The 25,739-nt window shown below is 53.6% G+C and carries 21 protein-coding genes and 1 pseudogene; 17 read left to right on the top strand and 5 right to left on the bottom strand.

Going from position 1 to position 25,739, the window contains the following annotated elements; translation table 11 throughout:
* Positions 1 to 1,084: ATP-binding cassette domain-containing protein (locus RR877_RS06620; RefSeq protein WP_332627819.1), on the bottom strand; the 1,084-nt coding region annotated here is incomplete at its 3' end.
* 956 nt (positions 1,085 to 2,040) lie between these two features.
* Here RR877_RS06620 and RR877_RS06615 point away from each other — a divergent pair.
* From RR877_RS06615 to RR877_RS06575, 9 genes are all read left to right on the top strand, one after another.
* On the top strand, positions 2,041 to 3,369 hold the full coding sequence (locus RR877_RS06615) for an MFS transporter (protein ID WP_280802509.1): 1,329 nt from the start codon (positions 2,041 to 2,043) through the stop codon (positions 3,367 to 3,369).
* Positions 3,344 to 3,721: a DUF2200 domain-containing protein gene (locus RR877_RS06610; protein WP_280796533.1), complete on the top strand. Its 378-nt coding sequence runs from the start codon at positions 3,344 to 3,346 to the stop codon at positions 3,719 to 3,721. Before RR877_RS06615 ends, RR877_RS06610 begins: the two co-directional genes overlap by 26 nt.
* A 122-nt stretch (positions 3,722 to 3,843) precedes the next feature.
* Positions 3,844 to 5,574, top strand: a complete 1,731-nt coding sequence (locus tag RR877_RS06605) for an amidohydrolase (protein WP_332618766.1) — start codon at positions 3,844 to 3,846, stop codon at positions 5,572 to 5,574.
* A gap of 20 nt (positions 5,575 to 5,594) precedes the next feature.
* A complete protein-coding gene (locus RR877_RS06600) occupies positions 5,595 to 7,112 on the top strand; it encodes an MFS transporter (RefSeq protein WP_332551417.1) in 1,518 nt (505 codons plus the stop codon).
* A gap of 208 nt (positions 7,113 to 7,320) precedes the next feature.
* Positions 7,321 to 7,899: a carbonic anhydrase gene (locus RR877_RS06595; RefSeq protein ID WP_332627818.1), complete on the top strand. Its 579-nt coding sequence runs from the start codon at positions 7,321 to 7,323 to the stop codon at positions 7,897 to 7,899.
* 83 nt (positions 7,900 to 7,982) lie between these two features.
* Positions 7,983 to 8,384, top strand: a complete 402-nt coding sequence (locus RR877_RS06590) for a RidA family protein (RefSeq protein ID WP_110233543.1) — start codon at positions 7,983 to 7,985, stop codon at positions 8,382 to 8,384.
* 22 nt (positions 8,385 to 8,406) lie between these two features.
* Positions 8,407 to 8,883, top strand: coding sequence for a heme-binding protein (locus tag RR877_RS06585; protein ID WP_332551419.1), 477 nt, complete (start codon positions 8,407 to 8,409; stop codon positions 8,881 to 8,883).
* Positions 8,884 to 8,886: 3 nt separating this feature from the next.
* A complete protein-coding gene (locus RR877_RS06580; protein WP_332618765.1) occupies positions 8,887 to 9,549 on the top strand; it encodes a LysE family translocator in 663 nt (220 codons plus the stop codon).
* A gap of 233 nt (positions 9,550 to 9,782) precedes the next feature.
* Entirely contained in the window at positions 9,783 to 10,694 is a 912-nt protein-coding gene (locus RR877_RS06575; protein ID WP_332618764.1) for a DMT family transporter, read from the top strand.
* 6 nt (positions 10,695 to 10,700) lie between these two features.
* Here the strand turns inward: RR877_RS06575 and RR877_RS06570 are convergent, their stop codons facing one another.
* On the bottom strand, positions 10,701 to 11,456 hold the full coding sequence (locus RR877_RS06570; RefSeq protein WP_332551476.1) for an SDR family oxidoreductase: 756 nt from the start codon (positions 11,454 to 11,456) through the stop codon (positions 10,701 to 10,703).
* A gap of 163 nt (positions 11,457 to 11,619) precedes the next feature.
* On the opposite strand from RR877_RS06570, the gene RR877_RS06565 reads away from it, so the two are divergent.
* Entirely contained in the window at positions 11,620 to 13,053 is a 1,434-nt protein-coding gene (locus RR877_RS06565) for a glyceraldehyde-3-phosphate dehydrogenase (RefSeq protein ID WP_332551477.1), read from the top strand.
* 10 nt (positions 13,054 to 13,063) lie between these two features.
* A complete protein-coding gene (locus RR877_RS06560; RefSeq protein WP_332618763.1) occupies positions 13,064 to 14,008 on the top strand; it encodes an EamA family transporter in 945 nt (314 codons plus the stop codon).
* Here RR877_RS06560 and RR877_RS06555 read toward each other — a convergent pair.
* Positions 14,005 to 15,450 (bottom strand): hypothetical protein, encoded by a 1,446-nt coding sequence (locus RR877_RS06555; RefSeq protein ID WP_332551385.1) that lies wholly within the window; start codon positions 15,448 to 15,450, stop codon positions 14,005 to 14,007. The two genes, RR877_RS06560 and RR877_RS06555, sit on opposite strands and share 4 nt — an antisense overlap.
* Positions 15,451 to 15,554: 104 nt before the next feature.
* Between RR877_RS06555 and RR877_RS06550 the strand changes: the two genes are divergently transcribed.
* On the top strand, positions 15,555 to 17,012 hold the full coding sequence (locus RR877_RS06550; protein ID WP_332627816.1) for a cryptochrome/photolyase family protein: 1,458 nt from the start codon (positions 15,555 to 15,557) through the stop codon (positions 17,010 to 17,012).
* Positions 17,013 to 17,048: 36 nt separating this feature from the next.
* Here RR877_RS06550 and RR877_RS06545 read toward each other — a convergent pair whose 3' ends face one another.
* Entirely contained in the window at positions 17,049 to 18,566 is a 1,518-nt protein-coding gene (locus tag RR877_RS06545; protein ID WP_332551383.1) for a DEAD/DEAH box helicase, read from the bottom strand.
* Between the two features lie 376 nt (positions 18,567 to 18,942).
* Here RR877_RS06545 and RR877_RS06540 point away from each other — a divergent pair, with 376 nt between their 5' ends.
* The 3 genes from RR877_RS06540 to RR877_RS06530 all read left to right on the top strand — a co-directional run bounded on the left by RR877_RS06540 (position 18,943) and on the right by RR877_RS06530 (position 20,807).
* Entirely contained in the window at positions 18,943 to 19,428 is a 486-nt protein-coding gene (locus RR877_RS06540) for an FHA domain-containing protein (protein WP_239406789.1), read from the top strand.
* Entirely contained in the window at positions 19,428 to 20,123 is a 696-nt protein-coding gene (locus tag RR877_RS06535; protein ID WP_110233522.1) for a MerR family transcriptional regulator, read from the top strand. Before RR877_RS06540 ends, RR877_RS06535 begins: the two co-directional genes overlap by 1 nt.
* A 138-nt stretch (positions 20,124 to 20,261) precedes the next feature.
* Positions 20,262 to 20,807, top strand: a complete 546-nt coding sequence (locus tag RR877_RS06530) for a MerR family transcriptional regulator (protein ID WP_110233520.1) — start codon at positions 20,262 to 20,264, stop codon at positions 20,805 to 20,807.
* 69 nt (positions 20,808 to 20,876) lie between these two features.
* Here RR877_RS06530 and RR877_RS06525 read toward each other — a convergent pair whose 3' ends face one another.
* Positions 20,877 to 21,683 carry a ParA family protein gene (locus tag RR877_RS06525; RefSeq protein WP_332627814.1) on the bottom strand — a complete coding sequence of 269 codons (807 nt, stop codon included), beginning with the start codon at positions 21,681 to 21,683 and terminating at the stop codon, positions 20,877 to 20,879.
* A 74-nt stretch (positions 21,684 to 21,757) separates the two neighbouring features.
* Between RR877_RS06525 and RR877_RS06520 the strand changes: the two genes are divergently transcribed.
* The gene (locus RR877_RS06520; protein WP_332618760.1) at positions 21,758 to 25,174 is read left to right on the top strand and encodes a pyruvate carboxylase; all 3,417 of its coding nucleotides are present in this window, start codon (positions 21,758 to 21,760) and stop codon (positions 25,172 to 25,174) included.
* A 97-nt stretch (positions 25,175 to 25,271) separates the two neighbouring features.
* A pseudogene (locus RR877_RS06515) lies at positions 25,272 to 25,739 on the top strand (hypothetical protein); the annotation flags it as partial.

The raw sequence follows: 25,739 nt of genomic DNA, 5'->3' as shown, positions 1-25,739 counted from the left end.
GCCCGGCGACGCTGACGTGATCGACGCTGAGGAGAACCGCGCCGGTTCTTGTGGGGAGTTCGGGGAACCGGAAGAGCTGAGGCGGTTCCGGCACGGTGACGGCGTGGGCTTCGAGTGCTTCCTGGCGTCGGTGCACGTTCTGCACAAGCCCGCCGGCCCGGGTGGCGCGCCCATGCTTGTTGGTGCCCTTCTCTGGTCTCCACCCCGAGACGAGTCGGTTCTGCGCGGCGCTGAGACTGTCCTGTAGCCGAGCATGCTCGGCCTGCTGGTGGTCATAGTCCTGTTCCCAGCGTTCCCGCTCGGCCAGACGTCCCTCCCGGTAGCCGGCATAGCCGTTCCCGTACACGCGCGGCCGATCGTCCGGCGTCGGGTCCAGGTCGACGATGGTCTCCGCGATGTCGGACAGCAGCGCGCGATCGTGGCTGACGACGACAACACCCCCGCTCCGCGCTCGGAGCTGCGCGGTCAGGAACTCGAGCCCGCTTCGGTCGAGGTGGTTGGTGGGCTCATCAAGCAGGAGGAAGTCGTGATCGGCGCCCAGGAGGCACGCCAGCCGTACCCGATAACGCTGTCCCACCGAGAGGTCTGCGAGAAGCCTGGTCGAGTCCGTCTCCGCGTCGAGTGCTTCGAGCGCGATCTGCACGCGCCGTTCGGCATCCCACGCATCGAGCGCTTCGGCATGTTCCAACGCGGCCGTGTACTGCTCCTCCGCCCGGTCCGTGTTGTCCGCGAGAGCGAGAGCGGCCGCGTCGAGCGCCGCCAACGCGGCCAGTGGTTCGGCGATCGCCTCTGCGACCGCTTGCCCAACAGTTCGACTGTCAGCGGCGGTCATCTCTTGCTCGGCCACAGCGATCGTGCCAATGCGCTGGACTGTTCCGCTGTCCGGGACCAGGACGCCAGCGAGTACCTGCAGGAGGGTCGATTTCCCTCGCCCGTTCTCTCCCACGATCGCGACACGCGATGAGGAAGTGAGGGTGAGGTCGACATGATGGAGGACGGGTGTGGCTCCGCGCATCAAAGACACGTCGGAAGTGATGAGTTGCGCGCGATGGCGCGCCGGATGACGGTTCGTCGGGGTAAGCATTGAAGTCCTTCGAGACGACGCACCACCAGCCACGGACAGGCAGATAGGTACGCAAATGACGGCGACCCAGAAGGGTCAGAACGAGCGGTCGCCGCAGTCTCGGATTTCTCAACGAGCGCGGTAGGCCTGCTCAACCGTCACAGGAAGTACAAATGCATGGACTCGATTCTACCGCATGACACCGCCGGCTGGCGACTCTGCCTCGCTGCCGACCTCCTCCGCGACACCGGCGCGACGGTCGCCCATCAAGTCGACTCCTCCAACGCGTTCGTCCTCAGTACCGCCTTCGCCCGACAGTTCGGTCACCGGGCTCCGAACACCGACGCCTCCACAAGCGGTATCGATTTTGAGAACGTCAGCGAGAGCGACCTGCGAAGCATCAACCTGCTCGGTGCGATGCTCTATCACGGGGTCAACACCGAGGCAGGCGTGGTGATGCGGATGAGTTCAGTTCCGAGAACGGCAGCTAACTCGCTCGGGGCGGAGTTCGCACAGGGCCACGAACCAGGATCCCTTCGTCCGTCAGAGGCGCGTGAGTTCCTTTCGCAACTGTCTGACGCTGATTGGGGTCGGCACGTTCCGCGCGGGTCAGACCTCGCCGGTTCTGACCTGAGGGACCTGTGGCAAGTGCACTCAGGCAGCACCGCTGATCCCGGCGCTCGGTCTGCGATTCGCACCGCGGAGCAACCTCGTTCAGGATCTTCGTGATTGATGAGGGGGACCAGAAGGGGACCAGAACCGTGCAAACCATGCATCTCGTGACGTGCTCCGCATGATCTGACGCCCGGAATCACGCGGAATCCGGTCCGGCCGAAGCCGTCTGGACGCCTGGGGGTCAAGGGGTCGCAGGTTCAAATCCTGTCAGCCCGACCATTTGGAAAGCGGCGGTCTTATGACCGTCGCTTTACTGCTTAACGCGTCTGAGTCAAGTGAAAGCTCAGCGTTAGACTCAACCAGTGACTGAAACCAAGCGCCGCTTCGTCGATCTGACGCCGCTCAAGGTTTCTCCCGCTTTCTCCAGACTTTGGATTGGTGCTGGTCTTTCTGGCATTGGTGCACAGATGACCATCATGGCGGTGGGCCTGCAGATCTTCGACATCACCCACAACACCTTCATGGTGGGTCTTGTTGGCGGAATTGCACTTATTCCCATGCTCTTTGCCGGGCCATGGGGTGGCATGCTTGCTGATAGTCAAGACCGCAGAACTGTCATTCTTGGTGCGATCACCGTCTCTTTCATCTCAACTTTGGGTCTTGTCGCTCTCTCAGTGACGGATGCCGGTCTTGAGGCTAATGGCTCCAGCGTTGCCGTGTGGCCGTTCTATGTCTTCACCACGATTAGCGCCATGGCCTACATCATCTCTGGTGCTGCACGCATGGCTGTATATCCTCGCATTCTCAAGTTAGAAGATGTCCCCAAAGCCAATGCGCTCAGTGGAATTTCAATGGGTATTCAATACACCGTTGGTCCCGCGCTGGCTGGAGTCCTAGTGGCAACTTCCGGCTTCACGGTGACCTTTATGGTGGACATGGTGCTGATGTTGGCTGGCTTCTTCGGGGTCTTTACCCTGCCCAAGATCCCACCTCTTCACGACGCCGTTGCCAAAGGCTGGGATGGCATCAAGCAGGGCTTGGCGTTCCTTCGCACTGCTCCCAACATTCGCACCAGTTTCCTCTTCGACATCATTGCTATGGGCTTAGGTCGCCCTTATGCCGTTCTTCCTGCGGTTGCTGCCACCGTCATCGGCGGTGGTCCCACCACCGTGGGCATTCTTACCGCAGCAGCTGCGGTGGGAACTTTCTCCACCAGTGTGCTCAGTGGTCCCGTGGCGCGGATCAACCATTTCGGTCTCGCTATTGGCCGCGCCATCACTGTTTATGGTGCCTTCATTGCACTCTTCGGTGTTGTGGTTCTCTTTGGAATGCTGGGCGCCTTTGGCCAGGTGGGGAACACCTGGTCCGAAGTGAATGTGCTGGGATTAAGCCTTGCAGCGCTGTGCTTTGTGGGTATGGGTGCTTCTGACGAGGTTTCTGCCATCTTCCGCTCCACCATCTTGATGACGGCAGCTCCTGATGAGATGCGTGGACGTTTACAGGGTGTGTTTTACTCGGTCGTTGCCGGCGGTCCTCGTCTAGGAGATCTCTTCACTGGGCTCATGGCGGTCTCGATTGCTTTGTGGGCGCCAGCTCTGATTGGTGGACTTGGAATCATGGTCTTGATTACGGTGTTACTCAGGACGAACAAGAGATTTAGAAACTATGACAACCGGACCCCTGAGCTCTAGGCAACTGGCGAACATGCAGCGCCTGTTCGCAACGCCTTTTGCGGATATCTATCCGCTGTATGTCACGAAGGTTCAGAGAAAGAACCGCTCAGAGTCTGAGCTCCGTACAGTCTTGTCGTGGTTGACCGGACTCGATGGCACACAGCTCGATCTAGCAATTTCATCGGGGGAGTCTCTTCAAGAATTCTTTGAACGTGTACACGTACATCCCAACTCTGTCCTGATAACCGGAATGGTCTGTGGCGTGAAAGTCCAGGACGTAGAAGATCCCCTCATGCGCAACATTCGTTACATGGACAAGTTGGTTGATGAATTAGCTCAGGGTAAGGCTATTGAGAACATTCTCAGATAACTCAGTTTTTACGCTCATATTACATTTGAGTGTGTAGTTTTTGTCAGTTTCGGCATAGTCTGAATTGAGAACATTAGACAGATAGTCCAACTGCATCTGTTTCGTTGAACAAGGAGCACTTCATGGCTGTAGACCTCATCATTAAGGCGTCTTCCATCATTACGATGGACCCAGACAACCCCCGAGCTGAGGCAGTTGCTGTTGACACATCAACAGGATTAATTTCAGCTGTCGGATCGTTTTCTGAACTTCAAGAAGCACATTCAGATGCGCAGGTTCATGACGCAGGAAAGACAGTGCTGACACCAGGACTTATTGATCCTCACAGCCACCCTGCGCTGAGCGGTTTGAGCACCCAATCTCCTGCTCACTGGATTGCTCCATACGTTGGATTCCCTACTTTTGATGACGTCACCGCCTATTTCACAAAAGTGAATGCAGAAACTCCCGCTGGTGTCCCTGTGGCGTTCAACGGTCTTGATCGTATTCTCCACAACGCACCTGAACTTACCAACACGATTTTGGACAATTATTTTCCTGACCGTCCAGTTATTGTGATTGATAATTCCGGTCACGAGGTTTACTTCAACACGGCAAACATTCAACTTCTTGGATGGGCAGATGGAAAGCCTCCTGCTGACCCGGTTGGTGCTCGCTACGGAAGAAACGAAGACGGTACTTCCAACGGACGTGCTTATGAATCTGCTGCACTTCTCGTTGCTGCTTCGAAGGTGCTTGCATCGTTAGCTACCCATCCACTTGCTCCTATCGCTCAGTGGTACAAACTCATGGCGACAAATGGAATTACCTCAACATCTGAGCACACCTATGCTTCCAACCAATTCAAGGCTTACGTAGCAATGGCAATGGCACCAGACAGCCCATTGCGTATATCGCTGTATCACATGTCAATTGAGCCAGATTGCGCTGATCCCATTGCTATCCCCGTTCCAGATACAAAGTTGAAGAAACAGGGCATCAAGTTGTGGGCAGATGGCTCCCCTTGGGTAGGAACCATTGCGGCATCTTTCCCTTATCTCGATAACGACACCACTAAGAACGCCAATATTCCTTTGGGCCCAGGTGGTGAAGGAATGATGAACTACAACCGTGCCCAGCTCGATGAAATTCTGGACAAGTTGACACCTACTGGCTACCAGATGGCATTCCACTGCAATGGTGATGTGGGTATGGACATAGTTCTAGACGCCTACGAACATGCACTGAGCAAGCACGGTTTGATGGGCACTGACCACCGTTGGCGAATTGAACACCTTGGTGCGTGCCGCAAAGATCAGTTCGAACGTGCTGCACGCCTCGGTGTGTGTTTATCGATGAGCCCATTCCAGTTCATTTATTGGGGCGATCTTCTTGATGGCACCATGTTCGAAAGTTCAATCGGTTCACAGTGGCAGGCAGTGGGAGATGCGTTCAAGTCAGGCGCTTCAGTCACCTTCCACAACGATGGTTCAGTGAGCCCACCCATTCCTCTGCTGAACTGGCAGGCAATGGTCACTCGCCAGACTGCCTCAGGAAAAGTACATGGTGAAAACCAGGCAATCAGCTTGGAAGACGCCATGAAAGCTCACACCGTCAACGCAGCTTTCCAGCTTGGGCGGGACCACGAAGTCGGTTCAATTACTCCAGGTAAGCTAGCTGATTTCTGCGAACTGTCGACTGATCCTTTCCTTGTTGATCCTCACAAATTGACTGATTTAGTCAAGGTTGAAGGCACTTGGCTCAGTGGAAAGCGTATAGATCTTGACGCATTCCTTGCACAAGTAGAGGCAATGGATCCTTCGGAACACAAAGATCTCCCTGCTCAATCACATGCTTCGAAGAAGTGTTGTTGAGAGCCTAGGTCTATCCGCACATGGGAACTGTTGACACCGCTGCAAAGTCTCCACCTGTACTTCTTCCTCTGATATACCTGGGTTTGCTCGCTTCAATTCAGGGAGCTGATCCAAACATTGCTTCAACTGCGTTGTTATCAGCCGGCAAGGATTTACAATTTGGCAACTTAACAGCTCTTGCCGCGTCAGTGAGCACCTTAACTCTTGCCGCCTCGGTGATTACCACGGGTATGCTCGCAGACCGCTTGGGACGTAAAAAAGTCATTATTTTCGCCATGCTATTAGCGGTTGTTGGTGATGGCATTGTCTCCATTTCTCAAGATCCCATCATGTTTATTCTGGGGAGAGCGATTGCTGGTGTCGCACTTGGTGCTGTGTACGGATCAGCATTTGCTTATGTCAAATATTTTGGGGAAAAAGCAAAGGGTGGCATCTCTGCAGCCCTTGGCACGTTCTCTGCCTCAATTGGCTTATTTACGCTGCTAGTAACCTTTACAGGCTCTACTCTCGTCGGAGTTGGGTGGCGTGAGGCATTCCTCGTCATCCCTGCTCTCAGCATTTTTTCTTTGTTGCTGGGATTCTTTATCCTCCCCAAGGACGTTGTTGTTCACACTGAACAACCTTGGGACGCTCTCGGCCAGGTACTCCTCGGTTTAGCAGTTGTGTTGAGCCTTTATGGCATCTCCCATGCGGCTAACGGATTGTTTACTGCGCTGACGATTGTTCCTTTTGTATCCGGTGTGGTTTTGTTCGTCATTTTTTATCTCAGAGAGCGCTCACGTTCAGAGCTTCGATTCTTCCCAGTTGCTCTTCTCAAAAACCCCTTGTTCCTTGCCGCAATAGGTGTGGGTTTTCTCTACAACTTCTCAACCGGGTTGGGATTGATCTCTTTTAGCAACCTGTTCCAGTACCAGCTCGACTTAAAAGGTCTGAGTCTGTCACTTTCGCAGCTTCCATATTTGCTCCTCGCGATTCCTACTGCACTCACAATTGGTGCTCTGATTAGCAAGAAGATTCTTACTCGACAAATGTCTGCGTTGATTGGCGCATTCATTGCATCAGTTGGTGGAATATTGTTTGCGATTACCGCACTTAGTTCCCCCAAATCGGTGAGCGATTATCTTCCTGCTTTGATTGTTTTGGGAATTGGTGCTGCGGTTCCCGCAGTGGCTTACGGCGGAATGATTCTTGAGGAAGCTGACGAGAAACATTATGGAGTTGTCTCATCTTCTCGAACAACAATTGGTCAATTTTGGTACTCCTTAGGATTAGCTTCCTCGACAGTAGTGATTGACACAATTGCAAAGGCTCACGTTCTCAACAAGCTCGGATCTACTGCTGAGTCTCAGTTGGACGCCTGGTCAGCATCAGGTGCAAAGCCAACCGATACTTCGGTTTTTCCCACAGCAGTTGAGGGATTCACTCAAGGTTTTGCCGTTTTGATGATTGCTTACGCTGTCATCATGGTTGTGGTCGGTTTTGTCGTTCTCTTGTTGGGAAACAAGTCAGACAAGCAGAAGGCCGCTGCCGCGTCGTAACAATCGGGTGGATTCGTTTCATCAACAAGGCCTCTGGATTCTCGGAGGCCTTCTTGTTGCTGAGATGTGTGCGTAACAAAGTGCTTTGATACTGACTTATTTGTTCGTTTTTCTTCACAAAGCGACGTAACAATTCAGAAGTGATTACCGTTACAGACACCGGAAGAAAACTTCCGGATTTCTTCTGATCTTTTCGAGGTAAAGAATCATGTCTGTTCTGAACGAAGTACTTGCAGCCAACGAAGCATATGCTGCAGATTTTGGTGCGAAGGGTGAGCTAGCTCTTCCTCCTGCACGTGGCTTTGCCATCCTTACCTGCATGGATGCTCGTCTTGACCCTGCAAAGTATGCAGGTTTGAGCGAAGGTGACGCACACGTTATTCGTAATGCTGGTGGTCGTGCTTCTGATGACGCGATCCGTTCACTTGTTATCTCCTACAAGCTCCTCGGCACCAAGGAATGGTTTGTCATTCACCACTCCAACTGCGGCATGGAATTCTTCACCGAGGAGGTCAGTCGTGGTCTTCTGGCAAACAGCCTCGAGACTGCTGCTCTCGGTGCTGAAGGTTTCTACGACGTAGGAACCGGTCCAGGCTCTGCCGAGGCAAAGTACATTGACTGGTTGACCATCTCTGACCAGGCACAGTCCGTGACCGAGGATGTTGCTCGCATCAAGGCACACCCCTTGGTTCCCGCCGGCATTCCTGTCTATGGCTACATCTATGACGTTGTCACCGGGCGCCTCATCGAGGTTCCCACCGCTACTGCTGCAGGTAAGGCAGCGTAGTTCTCTTCGCTACACAAGTAAGACCGCCCCTTGTCGGTAAGGGGCGGTCTTTTGTTTGTTGTGGAGATGGATATCGTTAAGTCATGACTTATGAGCGCACTCTTATCTCTTCTGGATCTGTCTATGAGCCTGTTGTTGGCTACTCACGTGCAGTACGCGCAGGAGACTTCGTCTTCATTGCGGGCACAACTGCTGGTGCTCCAGAAGGTGCAATCGGTGGTTCTGACCCCGCAGCGCAGACTCGTGAGATCTTCAAGCGTCTCGCTTTAGCCCTCGAGCAAGCCGGCGCCACCTTTGGTGACGTTGTTCGCACACGCATTTACCTCACCAACATCGCTGACTTCGATGCAGTCGGCAAGGTTCATGGTGAATTTTTTGGCGAGATTCGTCCGGCAGCAACTGCAGTTGAGGTCTCAGCACTCGCTGCACCTGACATGCTTGTTGAAATTGACGTCGACGCCATCATCGGTTCTGCTTCAAAGTAACAACATCGGTTAGGTTGAGTACATGGCTGACCAACCTGAACTTCTTGCCGATGTTGCCGAGTTAGAAACTCAACTCGCAGAATTACGCTTTGAATCGTTAAGCCACGAAGACGCTCTTGCGTTGGGCATGGACCTGGCAGCTCGTGCAGAAGAGCGAAACTGGCCATTGGTCGTCTCGGTATTTCTTGGTGACCAACATGTCTTTCGCTATGCCTGCCCAGGAACTAGCTCAGAGAATGATGACTGGATCGAACGCAAGCGCAAAACCGTCTATAAGTTCCAGGAGCCTTCGTTTCTTGTGGGTCAGCGTCTGATTTCGCATGGGAAAGATTTTCACACCGAAACAGGCCTCGATCAATCTTTTGCCGCACACGGAGGCGGTTTCCCGCTCTTCGTAGGAGATGCGTTCGTGGGTGCTGTCATTGCGAGTGGAGTTCCACAACAAGACGATCACGCCATCGTGGTGGAGGCACTTCGCGCAGCCCTCGACGGAGAGTAATCCATGCTGGATTACTCCGTTCTTCCTGCGTTCCTTATTTCAGCACTGGTGATTATTCTCTCTCCCGGTGCCGACACTTTCTTGATGCTGCGCTCCACACTGCGCGGGGGTATGCGTGATGGTTTTCTCACCATGCTGGGTATTTATGCAGGTATTACCACGTTGTCGGTGTTGTTGATTTCTGGTGTTGGTCTTTTGATTGCTCGGGCACCTGGAGCTTTGTTTTGGCTCAAGATTGTTGGTGCGCTGTATCTGCTCTACCTGGCAGTTCAGTCACTCCGTGCGGGCATTAAGTTGGTTGCACACAACCGTGCTGGGTCGTTCGAGCAAGTAGATATCGATGCAGCTGGTTCCACACGCAAGGCGGGGCCTTTTGTGTTGGGTTATCTCACCAATGTGACAAATCCCAAGGTGTTGATCTTTTTCTTGGCTTTCTTCCCGCAGTTCTTAGGGAAGGCGGACAGTGTTCCGTTGCAACTGGTGTTCTTGTGCCTGACCTTTGTGTTGGTCTCCGCTGTGTGGTTGATCACCTTGATTTACGCTGCTTCGGCAATGAGAAAGGTGATGACCACCACCGGTTTCACTATTGCCATGGAGTTTGTCGTGGCAGGGGTTTTCGCTATCTTGGCCATCACCTTGCTGGTGTCTGGCTTGAGTGTGCACTAGGCACACAAAGGTTTAGGCCTCTTTGTAGTTAGCCTTTGCAGTTGCCTTATCTTTCTTGTCGGCACGCTTTTCTTTGAGCGACTTGGCAGGAGCGGTCTTACCGCTGCTCTTCTTGATGTTTTTCTCGGCCATGGTCTTTCCCTTCGTAGGGAGCCGCAATGGCTCTTGGCCTGAGCCTACGCCTCAAGTCTGGATGCAAGCCGAACGCCCCCAAGGCACCTAGGCTGAATTCCGTGAACTTTCTTTCCCGCAATAAGGCAGACATCTTGCTCTTGGGTGTTGCTGCGGTCTGGGGAAGTAGTTATCTGGCCACCAAAGTCCTCACCGATCACGGCAGTGTCTTTGCCATTCTTTCTGCCAGGTTCTTGATTGCGTCGGTGATCATGCTCGTGGTCTGGTTGTTTTCTTCGAACAAGCGACTTGATCGTCGCGGCTTTCTGATTGGAGTCTTCTTTGGGCTGACCCAGGCAGGAATTCTGAGTCTCGAGACATGGGGTGTGAAGCTCACCAGTGCTACCAATGCCGGACTCATCATCAGCATGACCATCGTGTTCACGCCGATATTGGAATCTCTGTGGCTCAAGCGATGGTTGCCGCGGAGCTATTTCATTGCTGCAACGGTTGCTGTGGTGGGAGTGCTGTTACTGGTGTCGGGTAATGGATTCCACACTCCCAACTGGGGTGATGCACTCATGCTGGGAGCTGCGATTGTGCGCAGCATTCACGTCACTGCGTTAGGCCAACTCACTACCGGTTATAGCTATAGTTCGGTCAGTGTCACCTTCGTGCAAACGGTGGTGTGTGCAGTGGTGTTTACTGCCGCCGATGTGCCAGGTGTTATTGCTAGTTACTCCACCTTCACGGCACTTGATTGGCTTGATCTTTTCTACCTAGCCGCGGCCTGCACCGTCTTCGCATTCTTGGTTCAGCTGTGGGCAGTGCGCAAGACGTCGGCAGCACGCGTGAGTTTGCTCTTGGGGACAGAGCCCATCTGGGCTGTTGTGATTGGTGTGTTCTTAGGTGCCGAGATGCTCGGCTGGCTCGGGGTGCTAGGCGCAGTCTTGATTATTGGTGGAAGCTACAGGGCTCAGGGAATTGAACTCAAACACCGTAATGTTCCTCTGCTGCCAAATGGTCCTGCTTAGACAGCTTTAGTGCGGTGAACGCCCTCCGTTGACAAGCAGTGTCTGTCCCGTGACGAAACCTGCTTCTGTGCTGGCGAAGTATACGCAGGCAGCGCCAACGTCTGCAGGGGTACCAAAATGTCCAGCGGGAACGGTGGCGAGATATCCATCCAGGACTTCTTGAGGAAGGTCTTTGTGGCGCTCAACCGGGATGAATCCTGGAGCCACATGGTTAACCGTGATGCCGAACGGGGCAAGCTCAGTGGCCATAGATCTGGTCCACCCAATCTGGGCACCCTTCCCGGCGACATAGGCAGAGGAATAGGGCTCACTCTTCTCAAATACCTCTGAGGTGATGTTGATAATGCGACCGAAAGAGTGTTCTTTCATTGCAGGCAATAGTGCAGTTGTTGCAACGTATGGAATTTTCAGAAAAACATCAATCATCTGCTGGTGGTAGTCCCAGTCATAGTCTTCTATGGCCTTGGTGAACTGTGGGGGAGTTGCGCACACCACCACGGTGTCGATCCAGTGCCCGCGAGAAGAGGCATCTGTCTGTGCTGCTACATACGCCTCGGGTGTGGTTGCATCCGCGCAAATAACGCTGAGTTGAGCCTCGAGGGCATCAAGTTCCACTCGAAAGGCTGTTTCCTTTTCGGCGTTCGTATCGAGGGCAATGACATTCGCGCCGGCAGTGATGAAGGCAGAACAGATGCCTCGGCCTAATCCGCCGAGGCCACCAATGACGAGAACAGTGCGACCATCTGCCTGAAACATTTCCATAGTGACAAATGTATATCCCTCAGTTTTCCCCGCACCTGAATTAGGCTGGAATTACTCCCTCCCCGGAAGACGCTGATGTCACCGGTACAAACTGAATACCCCAGTCGCATGCTCGAGATACGCGTGAGGCTTTATCAACAGTTTCAAGGGAGAACCACTGGTTATGGCACCACACAATGACGCCACCTGGACCGACCGCCAAGCAGTAGCTGAACAGCTCATCCCGCTCATCGGTGGACTGTATCGTGACAACGGAGTTGTCACCTCTATTCACGGTCGACGACTCATCAACTCTTCGCCGCTGCAGATCGTCAAAGCACACCGCTATGCCCGTCACGTCGATGGCCAAGAACTCGACATCAATCGCACGCTCGAACTCGTTCAGGCCATTGTCTCGCTGAACCCTGGTCCTGCCTCGATCAATGTTGCAGGTATCCTCGCTGAGCAAGCAGGGTCCGGAAAGACTATTGCTGACTATGCAGCCGAAGTCCTTGCACCGGTTGCGGGCAAAGGCCAGCCTGCCACTGCTGACGATGCCAAAGATGTTGTGCTTTATGGTTTTGGACGCATTGGTCGTCTTCTGGCTCGCATTCTCCTCGGCAATGCCGAGAATGGTCGCGGCCCAGTTCTTAAAGCAATCGTGGTGCGCAAGGGTGATGACAAAGACCTCACCAAGCGAGCCAGTTTGCTCCGCCGCGATTCAGTGCATGGCCCCTTCAATGGCACCATCACCATTGATGAGGATAAGAACCTCATCATTGCTAATGGCAAGCCCATCCAGGTCATTTACTCCTCTGACCCCACCACCGTGGACTACACCGCTTATGGCATCTCTGACGCCATCCTTGTGGACAACACTGGTCGATGGCGCGATGAGCCAGGACTGGCTCAGCACCTCCAAGCCAAGGGCATCTCCCGTGTTGTCTTAACTGCACCAGGAAAGAGTCCACTCAAGAACGTGGTTTATGGAATCAACCACGACACCATTACCCCTGATGACAAGATCATCACAGCAGCCTCCTGCACCACAAACGCCATCACTCCTGTGCTCAAGGTCATCAATGATGAATACGGTGTGGAATACGGTCACGTTGAGACAGTGCACTCGTACACCAACGACCAAAACCTGATTGATAATTTCCACAAGGGCGACCGTCGGGGACGCTCAGCTGCCATGAACATGGTCATCACCGAAACCGGTGCCGCGAAAGCAGTTGCGAAGGCACTTCCCGAGCTTGAAGGAAAGCTGTCCGGTAACGCAATTCGCGTTCCCACCCCAGATGTCTCCATGGCCATCTTGAACCTGACCCTGAACAAGGCCGTTGATCGCGACACCGTGAACAAAGTACTTCGCGATGCTTCACTGAAGTCCAATCTGCGTAACCAGATTGACTACATCGAATCTCCTGAGGTTGTCTCTACCGACTTCGTCGGTTCCAACCGTGCGGGAATCGTGGATGGCCTGGCCACCATTGCCAACGGAAAGAACATCATTCTCTATGTCTGGTACGACAACGAGTATGGCTACAGCCACCAGGTTGTGCGAGTGATTCAAGAACTTGCTGGACTTCACCCACCCAAGTTCCCTTCTCGCTAGTCTGAGAGCTATGAAAACAACACCCCACGCGAGTTATGGCGGGGGTGTTGTTGCGTTACTGCTTGCCTGCACGTTCTGGGGAACCACCGGCATGGCTGCCAGCTTCATTCCGGGCATCAATCCCATTGCTATTGGCGCCAGCACCATGGGTATTGGAGGGCTCATTCTGGGTCTGACTGCTTTGCCTGGGGTGTGGTTAACGTGGAAGAACATTGGCGCTATTCCACTTGTGCTTCTAGGGGCACTGGGCCTGGCTGTTTACAGCACCGTTTTTTACATCGGAATGAGCTGGGCAGGTGTTGCACTCGGTAACGTCATTGCTTTGGGTTCTGCGCCCCTGTTTGCCGGACTCATTGAATGGGTCGTTGATAAGCAGCGTCCTAGTGGCCGCTGGTTGATTGCCACCGCCATCACGGTTGCCGGTGGCACCATGTTGGTCTCCGGTCGAAACTTCGGTGAAGACGGCGGTGGCATTGTTCGAGATCAGAACATGGTGACGCTCGGTATTGCTCTCGCGCTTATTGCCGGCTTCGCATATGCCCTCTATACCTATATGGCGAACAAGCTCATGAAACCCAGTGCTGACCGCCCGCAAGGTATTGGTCATCGCCCAGTTATCTCCACAATCCAACTTGTTTCCGCCGTGCCACTCATTGTGGTGTTGATCGCGTTGGTCATTGCCGATCCAGGCCAATTTGCCAACCAGCCCTTAGCTATTCCAGTGATGGCATATCTTGTTCTTTTTCCCACAGCAGTGGGGCATTTGCTTCTTGCTGTGGGCTTAGGGGCAATGCCCGCGTCACGTGCAGCTGTCTACACGCTCTTTGAACCTGTAGTTGCTGTCGTAATGGCTGTGTTGGTGGTGGGAGAAGTAATCTCTCCTTTGGGCTGGATCGGGCTAGTGATAGTTCTGGCCGGGCTTTTTTACCTATCAAGTGAAAGAAAGAATAGTTAGTTTCTCTTTGATATTCGGACTGTGTCTGTGTCCGCTTGGTTTATCACTTCGATTTCAATTCCGCCATATTCAAAAATGTCTCCTTGGAAAGCGATGTGTCTCACAGAGAAATTTTCGGCATCTGGTCCATTCATGTTTGCTAAAGGCTGACCTAGATCCATCCCTTCGATGTGCGGTTCATTAATTTCAAGGTAGTAGGAAAAATAGTCCTTTACTCTGCTGTTGTCTCCATCGAATCGCAGGCCCAATTTTGAAGAATCCACTGCATACGCAGTCACAAAAGCAGCACCATCTATCCACTTATGAGAAAAAGGGCCTTTACGTCTGCTTTCGATAACAACCACTTCTTTTTCTGAAAGCTTTACAATTGCTGCTTTATAGCCAGGCTCCTTGTGGTCAAGAGGAGTGAGCGTGATTTCTTTTTCAGTTAGGTTGTTTGCGTCTAGGCAAGCGAAAGCCTCATCGGGGCGCCAGCCAAGAATGAAAGAATCCCAAGCCCCCATAACGCTTCCAATACTGTTACCAACATGCATCGCATATTCATTTCCAGGGGCATGTTGGGTTGCGCCATGAGCGTGAAGCATTTCATGAAGCAAGATCCCATACATTGGTGCCTGCTGTGTCTGTTGATTCCACAGGACGTTAGCTAAGGAGTAAAAAGTCAGATGGTGAATCCCGCTAGAGGTAAGAACAGGAAGATGCCAACCATTGACCGTCCAATCAACGTGTTTTACTGTTGGTGGCAGAACTATCCAGAAATAGTCAATTTCATCTAGATTCATGAACGCCTCTGCGGCGGAAAATATCTGTGAGGTCATCTCTTCAGTGCTCTGAAGCTGTTCTTCTACAGTCACATAACTGCCGTCTGACGCAATGTTTTGCTTACCAAATTTATAAAACGAAGATTCCAGGGGCATGCGTAGCCAATCTTGGGGCATGTGCCACGTGTATTTTGTGACTCCGTCTGTTGTGAACTCTAGCCAATCATCTACATCTTTGATGTGACCAGACATTAGCTCATCGACAGATTGAGTAGCAGCTGAATCAGGAAAATCTATTGGAATTATTCCGATATTGAATTCGCCTGTTGGGGGAATAACAGTATTAGTCAAAGGAAATGCAGTGTTCTGACCGCTCAATCTACTTGCAAAGCCCTCGGTAGGTCTTTGATCTTGAATCTTGCAAACCTCAATTGGATCAAGATTGTTGTTAACTTTTCCTTTTGTGTCGCCAGTTAGCTGGACATAATTCAAATCACCACTTTTTTGGTATCTGCATTCCAAGTAGCTCAATTTGTCTATTTCAACTTTTTTTCCAAGGGAATAACACTCTTGTCCTTGTTGTTCCTTAGATTCTGCTGGAGGTGTTTGATTGCTACAGCCACTGAGAAGCAGAGATATTGAAACAATTACTGCACTAAAAAAGCGCATTTTGATTGGCATTAACTTTCCCCCGTTAACCAATTGAATATTGATGTTCAGAATTTTTCCAGAAGTGTTTATGTAACACCAGCTATTCAAGAAATAATGACCACATGCGATGGATTATGGCTGACCAACTTGGTCCCCATTTCGATGATGGAGGAGAAATCCTTCTTATTGAAGCAAAGGGTGTACTCGCACGTCGTCCCTACCACTGGGCTAAAGCACACCTGATTCTGAGTGCATTGCGTCACCGTCAAGCAGAGCTCGGTTCTCGTGCTCGCTATGTCTCTGCAGATCATTACCGAGATGTCTTGATTCCTCTCCAAGCACAAGGTGTTGAGCTGGAGATGGTCAACCCCACGAGCTGGGGGAGCAGAGCACTAGTTGCGGAACTCGGGATTTCGACAGTCCCGAGTCGAGGCTTTGTCAGTAGTGAAGAGTTCTTTTTTGCGTGGGCCAAGGATAAGAAACCGGGAACACTCAAGCTAGAGAACTATTACCGGCACTGGCGAGATTCCACCGGAATATTGATGGAGGGCCCACAGCCTGCCGGTGGTCAATATAACTATGACCACGACAACAGGCAGCCACCACCCAAGGGTGCAACGAATCTTGGTCTGCCTGCCCCGTGGGCACCTGTTGAAGATGAGATTGATACACAGGTTCGTGGTGACCTCACGGCGTGGAGTGAAGCTGGAGAGATCACGTTGCTGGGACGCGATGGTCCCAGGCGCTTCGCTGCCACAAGATCCGAGGCTCTTGAAGCTCTTGCTGAATTCGTCGAAACCAGGCTGATGGACTTCGGTCCTTTTGAAGATGCCAGCTTGCAAGGTGACGACGTGATGGCACATTCCATGCTGAGTGTTCCCATGAACCTCGGGTTATTGAACCCGCAAGAAGTCATTGATGCCTGTGTTGCAGCTTATGAACGTGGTGATGCCCCGCTTGGAAGTGTCGAAGCAATTGTTCGTCAGATCGCTGGATGGCGTGACTGGGTGTGGCATCTGTATTGGCACCTCGGCGAGGACTATGTCGTAAGGAACAACTTCCTCGAGGCAAACGTTGATCTGCCCGAGCAGTTCTGGAAACTCGATGGTGAAGGTGTGGATGCGGCATGCATGAAGCATGTGCTCACTACTGTGGGGGACAGTGGTTATGCCCACCACATTCAACGCCTCATGATCTTGGGGAACTGGTCGCTTCAGCGCGGCTATAACCCTCAGCAACTCAACAACTGGTTCATTGATGCTTTCGTTGATGGAACACCTTGGGTAATGCCCGCCAATGTGATTGGGATGAGTCAACACGCAGATGGCGGACTCGTAGCCACAAAGCCCTATTCCTCAGGTGGTGCCTACATCAATTCGATGACTGACTTCTGTAAGGCTTGTCCGTTCAACCCCAAGATTCGATTGGGAGAGGATGCCTGTCCATTTACAGCTGGGTATTGGGCATTCTTAAACCGTGTGGAACCGAAGATTAGAAACAATCACCGCATGGCTCAGCCCTTGGCGGGTATGAGAAAGCTTGCTGATCTGTCTGCTGTGGTTGATCAAGAAAGGCTTCGCACTCAGTGGTGAGTGCGAAGCCTTCTTTGTGATGCAGCTGCGTTCTAGCTACCGCCCCTGTGGACGTGCACTGCGTTGGCGTTGACCTGCTCCAGCGGGGCGCGAACTTGCAGAAGCAGTAGCTCGCTGGCCACCACCTGCAGCTGAACCATAGGAACGAGTTCCACCATTGGTGCTGGGCTTGTTCGCGCCGGTGCGACGCGTTCCATTCTCATTTGCTGGTGGGCGACCTGATCGGTCTCGAGCGGGCTGGCCATCGCGGGTCACGCGCTGGGGACGACCGTTGGCTGCGCCAGCTTCGCGGAGTGCACGCTTGCGCTGGGCATTCTTACCGGTGGAGTTTCCGCCACCGCCTTGAGGCTTTACTTCGCGGGGTGCGGGCTTTACATAAGGCGCAATCTCTCCAACGAGTTCGAGAACCTCGGGGGAGTTGGCGTTCACCTTTTGCGGCTGAACCTGGATGTCTGCCTTCTTGAGTAGAGAGGCAAGATCCTTCTGCTGAGTTGGCAGGCAGATGGTGACAACATCACCCTCAGCGCCGGCACGGGCCGTGCGACCAGAACGGTGAAGGTATGCCTTGTGCTCCATGGGTGGGTCAACGTGAATCACGAGCTCCACGTTGTCCACGTGAACACCACGAGCAGCGACGTCAGTAGCAACGAGAACCTTGACGTTACCTTCGCCGAAGGCAGCAAGGTTTCGGTCGCGCTGAGGCTGTGACAGGTTGCCGTGCAGATCGACTGCGGGGATACCTGTATCGGTTAGTGCCTTGGCCAGCTTCTTTGCATGGTGCTTGGTGCGCATGAACAAGATGCGGCGACCGGTTCCCGAGGCAAGCTTGTAGACAAGATCCTTCTTGGCATCGTTGCCGCTGGTTTCAAACACGTGGTGGGTCATTGCTGCAACGGGGGAGTTGGCTTCGTCAACCGAGTGAAGAACTTCGTTGTGAAGGAACTGGTTGACCAGCTTGTCTACGCCATTGTCCAGCGTTGCTGAGAAGAGCAGACGCTGACCGCCGGTGGGAGTGGTTTTGAGAATCTTGGTGACGATGGGCAGGAAACCGAGATCAGCCATGTGGTCAGCTTCATCAAGCACGGTGATCTCGATGGCATCGAGGTGAAGGAAGCCCTGCTTCATGAGGTCCTCGAGACGACCAGGGGTGGCCACAACGATATCGACGCCGGCCTTGAGTGCTGCCACCTGACGAGCTTGAGAGATGCCGCCAAAGATGGTGGTCACGCGCAGGTCGTAGGCATCTGCAAGAGGAACCATTGTGTTGGTGATCTGGGTTGCCAGTTCACGAGTAGGCGCAAGGACAAGACCCAAGGGGCGACCTGGTCGACGACGACCGCCAGCTAGTGCGCCACCGAGGCGGGCAACCATGGGAATACTGAAGGCCAGAGTCTTACCCGAGCCGGTTTTTCCACGACCTAATACGTCACGGCCGGACAGAGTGTCAGGCAGGGTGTCAACCTGAATGGGAAACGGTGAATCAATTCCTGCTGCAGTCAATGCTGCAACGAGTGGGGCGGGAACGCCCAAGGTGGAGAAAGTCTTTTCAGACATAGAAGTTATTACCTTTGAGTAATTTCCTGGCAGGAATCAATTGAGAAAAACTCAATTGAGAGCAGAGCTCACGAAGAACTCCTGCTCGACATCGAAACCGGGATACATGGCGAAGGCATCTGATGATGCATCCGTTCGCCGAAGAAAAATGTCAACCGATTTCGGTGAGGGAAGCGTTCTATCGACGCAGGGAACGAAACATGTCGTTCACAAGATGTCACTAGTCTAGCTCACGAAGGTGCTGTCCAGATTTGTTCGGATGGAACTCACAGAAGTCAACTCAGGGGCTTGAAGTTTCCGCTGGCAGGTCATAAAAAGTCTCGTATTTTGCGCAGGGAAAAAGTCCACTAATGTGGTGAAGTACGAAAGGGGAAAAGTGAACGTTTCACTCAATGGCGATGACGCCACACAGGTCCCCTCTTCGACCCCCGGACCAGATCAAACTGCCACTTTTTCACAGTCCTTTATTGATCAGGTCAAAGCTTTAGAAGCAGTCGATGTCACTCCGGAGGAGCAGGAAGCTATTGCTTCTCTTCCCAGTGGAAGTGCACTTCTGATTGTTCGACGTGGCCCCAGTCAGGGAGCACGCTTCCTTCTGGATGTGGACGTGACCACCTGTGGTCGCCACCCCGACTCTGATATTTTCTTGGATGACGTAACGGTCTCTCGTCGTCACGCTGAGTTCCGTCGTAACGGAGCAGAATTTGAAGTGCGCGATCTCGCATCGCTGAACGGAACCTATTACGAAGGAGAGCGCGTGGAACGCCATGCTTTGACAGATGGTGATGAAGTTCAGGTGGGTAAGTTCCACCTCACATTCTTTGCTTCACGCGTTGACCTGGCTCGAGGTGTTTCGGCGTAATGGCAACAGCAGCACGTAAAGCACCCGCAACCCGCGGCCTGCTCAGCATCGGTCAAGTCCTGGCCAAGGTTTCTCCCGATTTCCCCGACCTCACTCCCTCGAAGCTTCGCTTCTTGGAAGAGCAGGGTCTCATCACTCCCGAGCGCACTCCCTCTGGATACCGCAAGTTCTCGGTTGAGCACGTTGACCGTCTACGCCTGATTCTCACCATGCAGCGCGATCACTACCTTCCTCTGAAGGTCATTCGCACTCACTTGGATGAGATTGATGCAGGTAACACCCCAGCTCTTCCCAATGCACAGAGCTTGTCCGCAGATTCACTTCTTTCTGCACCTACTCGTTACACCCGTGAAGAATTTGTTCGTGCGTGTGGTGCAAGCATGAACTTGCTTCAAGACGCCGTTTCTGCGGGAATGCTTGAGCCAGCAGATTCTTATAGCGAAGAACACATCGTGGTCTTCACCGCGTTGGTTGAACTTCAGCGCTCCGGCATCGAGCCACGCCACTTGCGCACCATGCGTGCAGCAGCTGAGCGTGAGTACTCATTGATTGAACGTGCACTGGTACCTGTGAGCCACCGTCAGGATGCAGCGAGCCAGGCTCGCTCTATTGAGCGTGCTCACGAGATTTCTCGTCACATCGAGATCGTGCGTTCTCAGATGCTGCGCCAAGTAATTACTCAGCAATCTCGATAAATTCAGGATTGCGACACGCCCAAGAGCGTGTGAAGCTTTAAATCCCAGACACGATTAAAAACTGTCTGTAAGTTTGGGTATACAAACTCTCAACAACAACTTGAACCTTAAGGTTGTTGCTTCTAGTAAGGGCCGGAAATGAACGAACTGAACCGCAGCGACGATGCTCGCTACGAGCTTGATGTCCTGTTCAGCGACGGTATGCCTGAACGTGATGAGAACGCTGGCTACCGTGGTGCTGAGGCAGCAAAGGCGGCCGGTATTACCTACCGTCAGCTCGACTACTGGGCTCGCACTGAACTTGTCGTTCCCACCGTGCGTGATGCATCCGGTTCGGGTTCACAGCGCCTCTACGGCTTCCGGGACATCTTGGTTCTCAAGCTGGTGAAGCGTCTCCTCGACACTGGTATTTCTCTCCAGCAGATCCGTGCGGCTGTTGACCAGCTCCGTTCTGCCGGTATCTATGACTTGGCTCAGACCACGCTGATGAGTGATGGTGCGAGCATCTACCTCTGCACCACCAATGACGAAGTGATTGACCTCGTCAGCCGCGGTCAGGGCGTATTCGGTATTGCTATTGGCAAGGTTCTGCGCGAAGTGGAGACCAGCCTGGTTGAGATCACTTCTGCAGCAACCGATGCAGCTGATGAGCTTGCCGCTCGTCGTGCCCGCAAGGTTGGCTAAAACTCAAACATCACTTACGAAGAAAACCCCCGCAATAGCGGGGGTTTTCTTGTTATCAACGTCAGTTGATTAGGACTTGGGGGCGTATTCGCCAATCTTGCCCGCGCGTGAAATACGGTTGAGCAACTGATCGAAGTTACGGGCCATGTCTGCTGCTGCTTCACCAGGCCAGGCGTGTACTGGACGCGCAGCACCTTGAGCTTGCTGCAGCGAGGTGCGTTCTGGGAGTTGAGGCTGAAGAACGAGAGGCCCAAACATGTCACGCAGTTCTTGAATGCGGTACTGGTGCTCAAGTGACTGGGCACGCACACGGTTGATGATCAAACCCAGCGGCTGAAGACGTGGGCTCAGGCCGCGACGTACTTCTTCCATCGCACGAAGAGCTCGGTCAGCAGCAGCAACAGAGAACAAACCGGGCTCAGTGACTACGACAACGCGGTCAGAAGCTGCCCATGCTGTTCTGGTGAGGGCATTCAGGCTGGGAGCACAGTCGATGAGGACGAGGTCATACTCGTCTTCCACGGTCGCTAAGGCCTCTTCCAAGCGCCATACCTCGCGTGCTGTGGGGTGGGGGCCATCAAAGTTGACCGCAGAAGGGCTACCAATCATGACATCGATCGGTGCGTGACCTGGAGCAGACCATCCAGCAGGCGCAATGGCCTGACGAACTGTCTTCAGTTTCGGGTTTGCCAACACGTCAGCAACGTTGAGGTGGTCACGAGTATCCACACCAAGACCGGTGGAAACATCGGACTGGGGGTCAAAATCGACCACAAGTGTGCGCAAATTGGCGGCGAACGCAGCGGATGCCAAACCGAGGGTGACCGTTGTTTTACCAACGCCACCCTTCAGGGAACTAATACTGACGACGTGCATTAGCACCACGATACCTTCTGTAGGCTGGGAGTACCTAACTACGAACCGATGCTGGCGGCATTCGAAGGGGTCATATGTTCAAGAAAATCCTGGTTGCAAACCGTGGCGAGATTGCCATCCGCGCCTTTCGTGCGGCTGTAGAGCTCGGAGCCAAGACAGTTGCTGTTTTCCCTGAGGAAGACCGCAGTTCTTTGCACCGCCAAAAGGCGGATGAGGCTTACCAGATCGGTGAACCAGGTCACCCCGTTCGTGCCTACTTGGACGTTGCCGAGATCATTCGTGTGGCCAAGCTCTCCGGCGCCGACGCTATTTACCCTGGTTACGGTTTCTTGTCTGAAAACCCAGAACTAGCCCAGGCCGCAGCAGACAACGGCATCACCTTCATTGGTCCTCCTGCCCGCGTATTGGAAATGGCCGGAAATAAGGTCACCGCAAAGGACCACGCAATTGCAGCCGGTGTCCCTGTGCTCAAGTCCACTCAGGCCACCACCGATATTGACCACCTTTTGGCAGAAGCTGCCGAAATTGGTTTTCCCATCTTCGCTAAAGCTGTTGCCGGCGGTGGCGGACGCGGTATGCGTCGCGTGGAGACCATGGACGAGCTTCGTCCCGCCCTCGAAGCCGCCATGCGTGAAGCAGAAAGTGCTTTCGGCGATGGTCGGATGTTCCTCGAGCAGGCTGTACTGCGTCCACGTCACATTGAAGTTCAGATTCTTGCCGACAGCCAGGGCGAAACCATTCACCTGTTCGAGCGTGACTGCTCGGTTCAGCGTCGCCACCAGAAGGTTGTGGAGATTGCTCCAGCTCCGAACATCTCGGACGAGCTGCGTGCAGCTCTGCACCGCGATGCTGTGGCTTTCGCTCGCTCCATTGGCTACCAGAACGCAGGAACCGTAGAGTTCCTCGTTGATACCGCCGGTGAACGTGCTGGTCAGCACGTCTTCATCGAGATGAACCCTCGTATTCAGGTTGAGCACACCGTGACTGAAGAGGTCACCGATGTTGACCTCGTGCAGTCACAGATGCGCATTGCAGCGGGGGAGTCGCTCGACGACCTCGGTCTGCACCAGGAGAGCGTCCACGTTCGTGGCTTCGCCCTTCAGTGCCGCATCACCACCGAAGATCCTTCACAAGGCTTCCGCCCCGACACAGGCAAGATCACGACCTACCGTTCACCCGGTGGTGCTGGTATCCGCCTCGATGGTGGAACAGTCAGTCCTGGTTCGCAGATTAGCCCTCACTTTGACTCCATGCTGGTGAAGCTCACCTGCCGTGGTCGTACCTACACCGCTGCCGTGGACCGCTCACGCCGCGCACTTGCTGAATTCCGTATCCGTGGCGTTTCCACCAACATTCCGTTCCTGCAGGGAGTTCTGGACGACGAACAGTTCAAGGCTGGAGATCTCTCCACCAGCTTCATCGATGAGCGACCCCACCTGCTCACCGGTCGTGAGTCCAAGGACCGCGGAACCAAGATTCTCAACTGGGTCACTGACGTCACCGTCAACAAGCCCAACGGTCCTCGCCCAGCTGGTGCTGACCCCAAGGCCAAGCTTCCTCGTATTGACCTGAGCACTCCTGCTCCTGCAGGTAGCCGTCAGGCACTGCTTGAACTAGGCCCCAAGAGATTCGCTGAAGCTCTGCGTCAGCAGAAGGCCGTTGCTGTTACCGAGACCACTTTCCGTGACGCTCACCAGTCACTTCTTGCTACGCGCGTTCGCACCAAGGACCTCGTCAATGTGGCTCCTTATGTAGCACGCATGACTCCTCAGCTCCTCTCGGTTGAAGCATGGGGTGGAGCAACGTACGACGTTGCACTGCGCTTCCTCGGAGAAGACCCCTGGGACCGTCTTGCCAAGTTGCGTGAAGCACTGCCCAACGTCGCCATCCAGATGCTGCTGCGTGGTCGTAACACTGTGGGCTACACCCCATACCCAGAAGAAGTCACCAAGGCATTCATTCAAGAAGCTGCCGCAACCGGCGTTGACATCTTCCGAATCTTTGATGCGCTCAACGATGTCAACCAGATGCGTCCCGCTATCGAAGCTGTGCTGGAAACCGGCACCACTATTGCTGAAGTAGCTGTTTGCTACACAGGCAACTTGCTGGATCCTGCCGAGGACAAGTACACCCTGGACTATTACCTCGCTCTTGCCGATGACATTGTGGCTGCTGGTGCACACATCTTGGCTATCAAGGACATGGCAGGTCTTCTGCGTCCCGCAGCTGCCGCCAAGCTCGTTACTGCTTTCCGTGAGCGCTTTGACCTGCCGGTTCACGTTCACACCCACGACACTGCTGGTGGTCAGTTGGCAACTCTGCTTGCTGCTGCGGCCGCAGGCGCTGACGCAGTCGACGTTGCATCGGCACCCATGTCTGGCACTACCAGCCAGCCCAGCGCTTCTGCACTTGTTGCTGCCCTCGCCAACACTGAGCGTGACACCGGTTTGAACCTGGACAACGTATGCGACCTCGAGCCCTACTGGGAAGCAGTTCGTAACATCTACAAGCCATTTGAATCAGGTCTGCCTGCACCAACTGGTCGTGTTTATCACCACGAAATCCCCGGTGGCCAGCTCTCCAACCTGCGTCAGCAGGCTATTGCGCTGGGCCTCGCCGATGATTTCGAGTTGGTTGAAGATATGTATGCCGCGGCGAACAAAATCCTGGGTCGCGTTCCTAAGGTGACACCATCTTCCAAGGTTGTCGGCGACCTTGCTCTGCACCTAGCTGCTGTGAAGGCTGATCCTGCTGACTTCGAGGCGAACCCTCAAAAGTACGACATCCCTGACTCGGTCATCGGATTCATGGCAGGTGAACTGGGAGATATCCCAGGTGGCTGGCCTGAACCATTCCGCAGCAAGGTGCTTGAGGGTAAGACCATCAACATTCAGGTCGCGCCTCTTTCTGAAGAAGATCACGCAGGTTTGGCTGGGGGTTCGGCGTCACGTCGATCAACTTTGAACCGATTGCTGTTCCCCGTGCCCACCAAGGCATTCGAACAGGTGCGTGAAACTTACGGTGACGTTTCTGTTCTCGATACCGTGGATTACCTCTACGGACTGGAATCAGGCAGCGAGCACATCGTTGACCTTGGTCGAGGCGTTCGCCTCTACGTGGGCCTCGAAGCCATTGGTGGAGTAGACCCCAAGGGTATGCGAACTGTGATGACGACGTTGAACGGTCAGTTGCGTCCCGTCTTCGTGCGTGACCGCTCGGTTGAAATCAGCACCAAGAGTGCGGAGAAGGCAGACCTCACTGAGGCCGGTCACGTCGCAGCACCATTCGCTGGTGTCGTTACGGTCAAGGTTGAAGCTGGTCAGACTGTAGCTGCTGGAGATCCTGTCGCTTCGATTGAAGCGATGAAGATGGAAGCCGCAATTACCGCAACAATTACCGGCCGCGTTGAACGTGTTTCTTTCCAGAAGTCTCAGCAGGTTGAAGCAGGTGACCTCATCGTGGTCATCACGCCAATTACCCCAGCTAACTAGACTCCAGAATCAGTCAGGTGGAAACACCTGAGTCATCTAGTAAGTGCCCGTAATTGGGTAGACTCACACAGTTACATAACTACTGAAGGATTATTTCGTGAGCACGGAAACACCAAAGAACTCTGCAAAGAAGTCGGCTTCGAAGAAGACTGCTGCCAAGAAAGAATCACCTGAGCGCATCTCTGAAGTTTCCTCCAACGCTGAGCGGGAAGTCGAACAAGCTCCTGAAGTTTCCACGATTTCACTCCCTGCGGTTCCAGTCTCGCTCACCAGCAACGTGAGCTCCGATATGGAAGCATCTTTACGATCGGTTCTTAGCGGTGAAAACCCTATTGTCTCCACTCCGGCAGAAGACGTTGCAGTGGCTGAGGTAGAAGAAGTCGTTGTGGAAGAGTTCGAAAACGTCGACACCGGCTCACTGCCTTCCCGTCGTGATCGTCTTTCCGGTGAGCCCTCCAGCAAGCCAGAACCCGTTTCTATGCTCACCCCTGAACGCGTTCTCGACGCCAAGAAGAAGCGTGACAAGCCCACAGAGGGCTGGAACAAGTTTGTTTATGACATCTCT

Source organism: Aurantimicrobium sp., assembly GCF_036667855.1.
Classification (GTDB): domain Bacteria; phylum Actinomycetota; class Actinomycetes; order Actinomycetales; family Microbacteriaceae; genus Aurantimicrobium.
Note: the sequence above shows the minus strand (reverse complement) of the source record. Positions and strands in the feature narration are given on the sequence as shown.

Coding starts and splice junctions, on each gene's coding strand:
- RR877_RS06610 (WP_280796533.1), top strand. CDS start 3,344: ATGACAACCGGACCCCTGAGCTCTAGGCAACTGGCGAACATGCAGCGC.
- RR877_RS06605 (WP_332618766.1), top strand. CDS start 3,844: ATGGCTGTAGACCTCATCATTAAGGCGTCTTCCATCATTACGATGGAC.
- RR877_RS06600 (WP_332551417.1), top strand. CDS start 5,595: ATGGGAACTGTTGACACCGCTGCAAAGTCTCCACCTGTACTTCTTCCT.
- RR877_RS06595 (WP_332627818.1), top strand. CDS start 7,321: ATGTCTGTTCTGAACGAAGTACTTGCAGCCAACGAAGCATATGCTGCA.
- RR877_RS06590 (WP_110233543.1), top strand. CDS start 7,983: ATGACTTATGAGCGCACTCTTATCTCTTCTGGATCTGTCTATGAGCCT.
- RR877_RS06585 (WP_332551419.1), top strand. CDS start 8,407: ATGGCTGACCAACCTGAACTTCTTGCCGATGTTGCCGAGTTAGAAACT.
- RR877_RS06580 (WP_332618765.1), top strand. CDS start 8,887: ATGCTGGATTACTCCGTTCTTCCTGCGTTCCTTATTTCAGCACTGGTG.
- RR877_RS06570 (WP_332551476.1), bottom strand. CDS start 11,456: ATGGAAATGTTTCAGGCAGATGGTCGCACTGTTCTCGTCATTGGTGGC.
- RR877_RS06565 (WP_332551477.1), top strand. CDS start 11,620: ATGGCACCACACAATGACGCCACCTGGACCGACCGCCAAGCAGTAGCT.
- RR877_RS06560 (WP_332618763.1), top strand. CDS start 13,064: ATGAAAACAACACCCCACGCGAGTTATGGCGGGGGTGTTGTTGCGTTA.
- RR877_RS06555 (WP_332551385.1), bottom strand. CDS start 15,450: ATGCCAATCAAAATGCGCTTTTTTAGTGCAGTAATTGTTTCAATATCT.
- RR877_RS06550 (WP_332627816.1), top strand. CDS start 15,555: ATGGCTGACCAACTTGGTCCCCATTTCGATGATGGAGGAGAAATCCTT.
- RR877_RS06545 (WP_332551383.1), bottom strand. CDS start 18,566: ATGTCTGAAAAGACTTTCTCCACCTTGGGCGTTCCCGCCCCACTCGTT.
- RR877_RS06535 (WP_110233522.1), top strand. CDS start 19,428: ATGGCAACAGCAGCACGTAAAGCACCCGCAACCCGCGGCCTGCTCAGC.
- RR877_RS06530 (WP_110233520.1), top strand. CDS start 20,262: ATGAACGAACTGAACCGCAGCGACGATGCTCGCTACGAGCTTGATGTC.
- RR877_RS06525 (WP_332627814.1), bottom strand. CDS start 21,683: ATGCACGTCGTCAGTATTAGTTCCCTGAAGGGTGGCGTTGGTAAAACA.
- RR877_RS06520 (WP_332618760.1), top strand. CDS start 21,758: ATGTTCAAGAAAATCCTGGTTGCAAACCGTGGCGAGATTGCCATCCGC.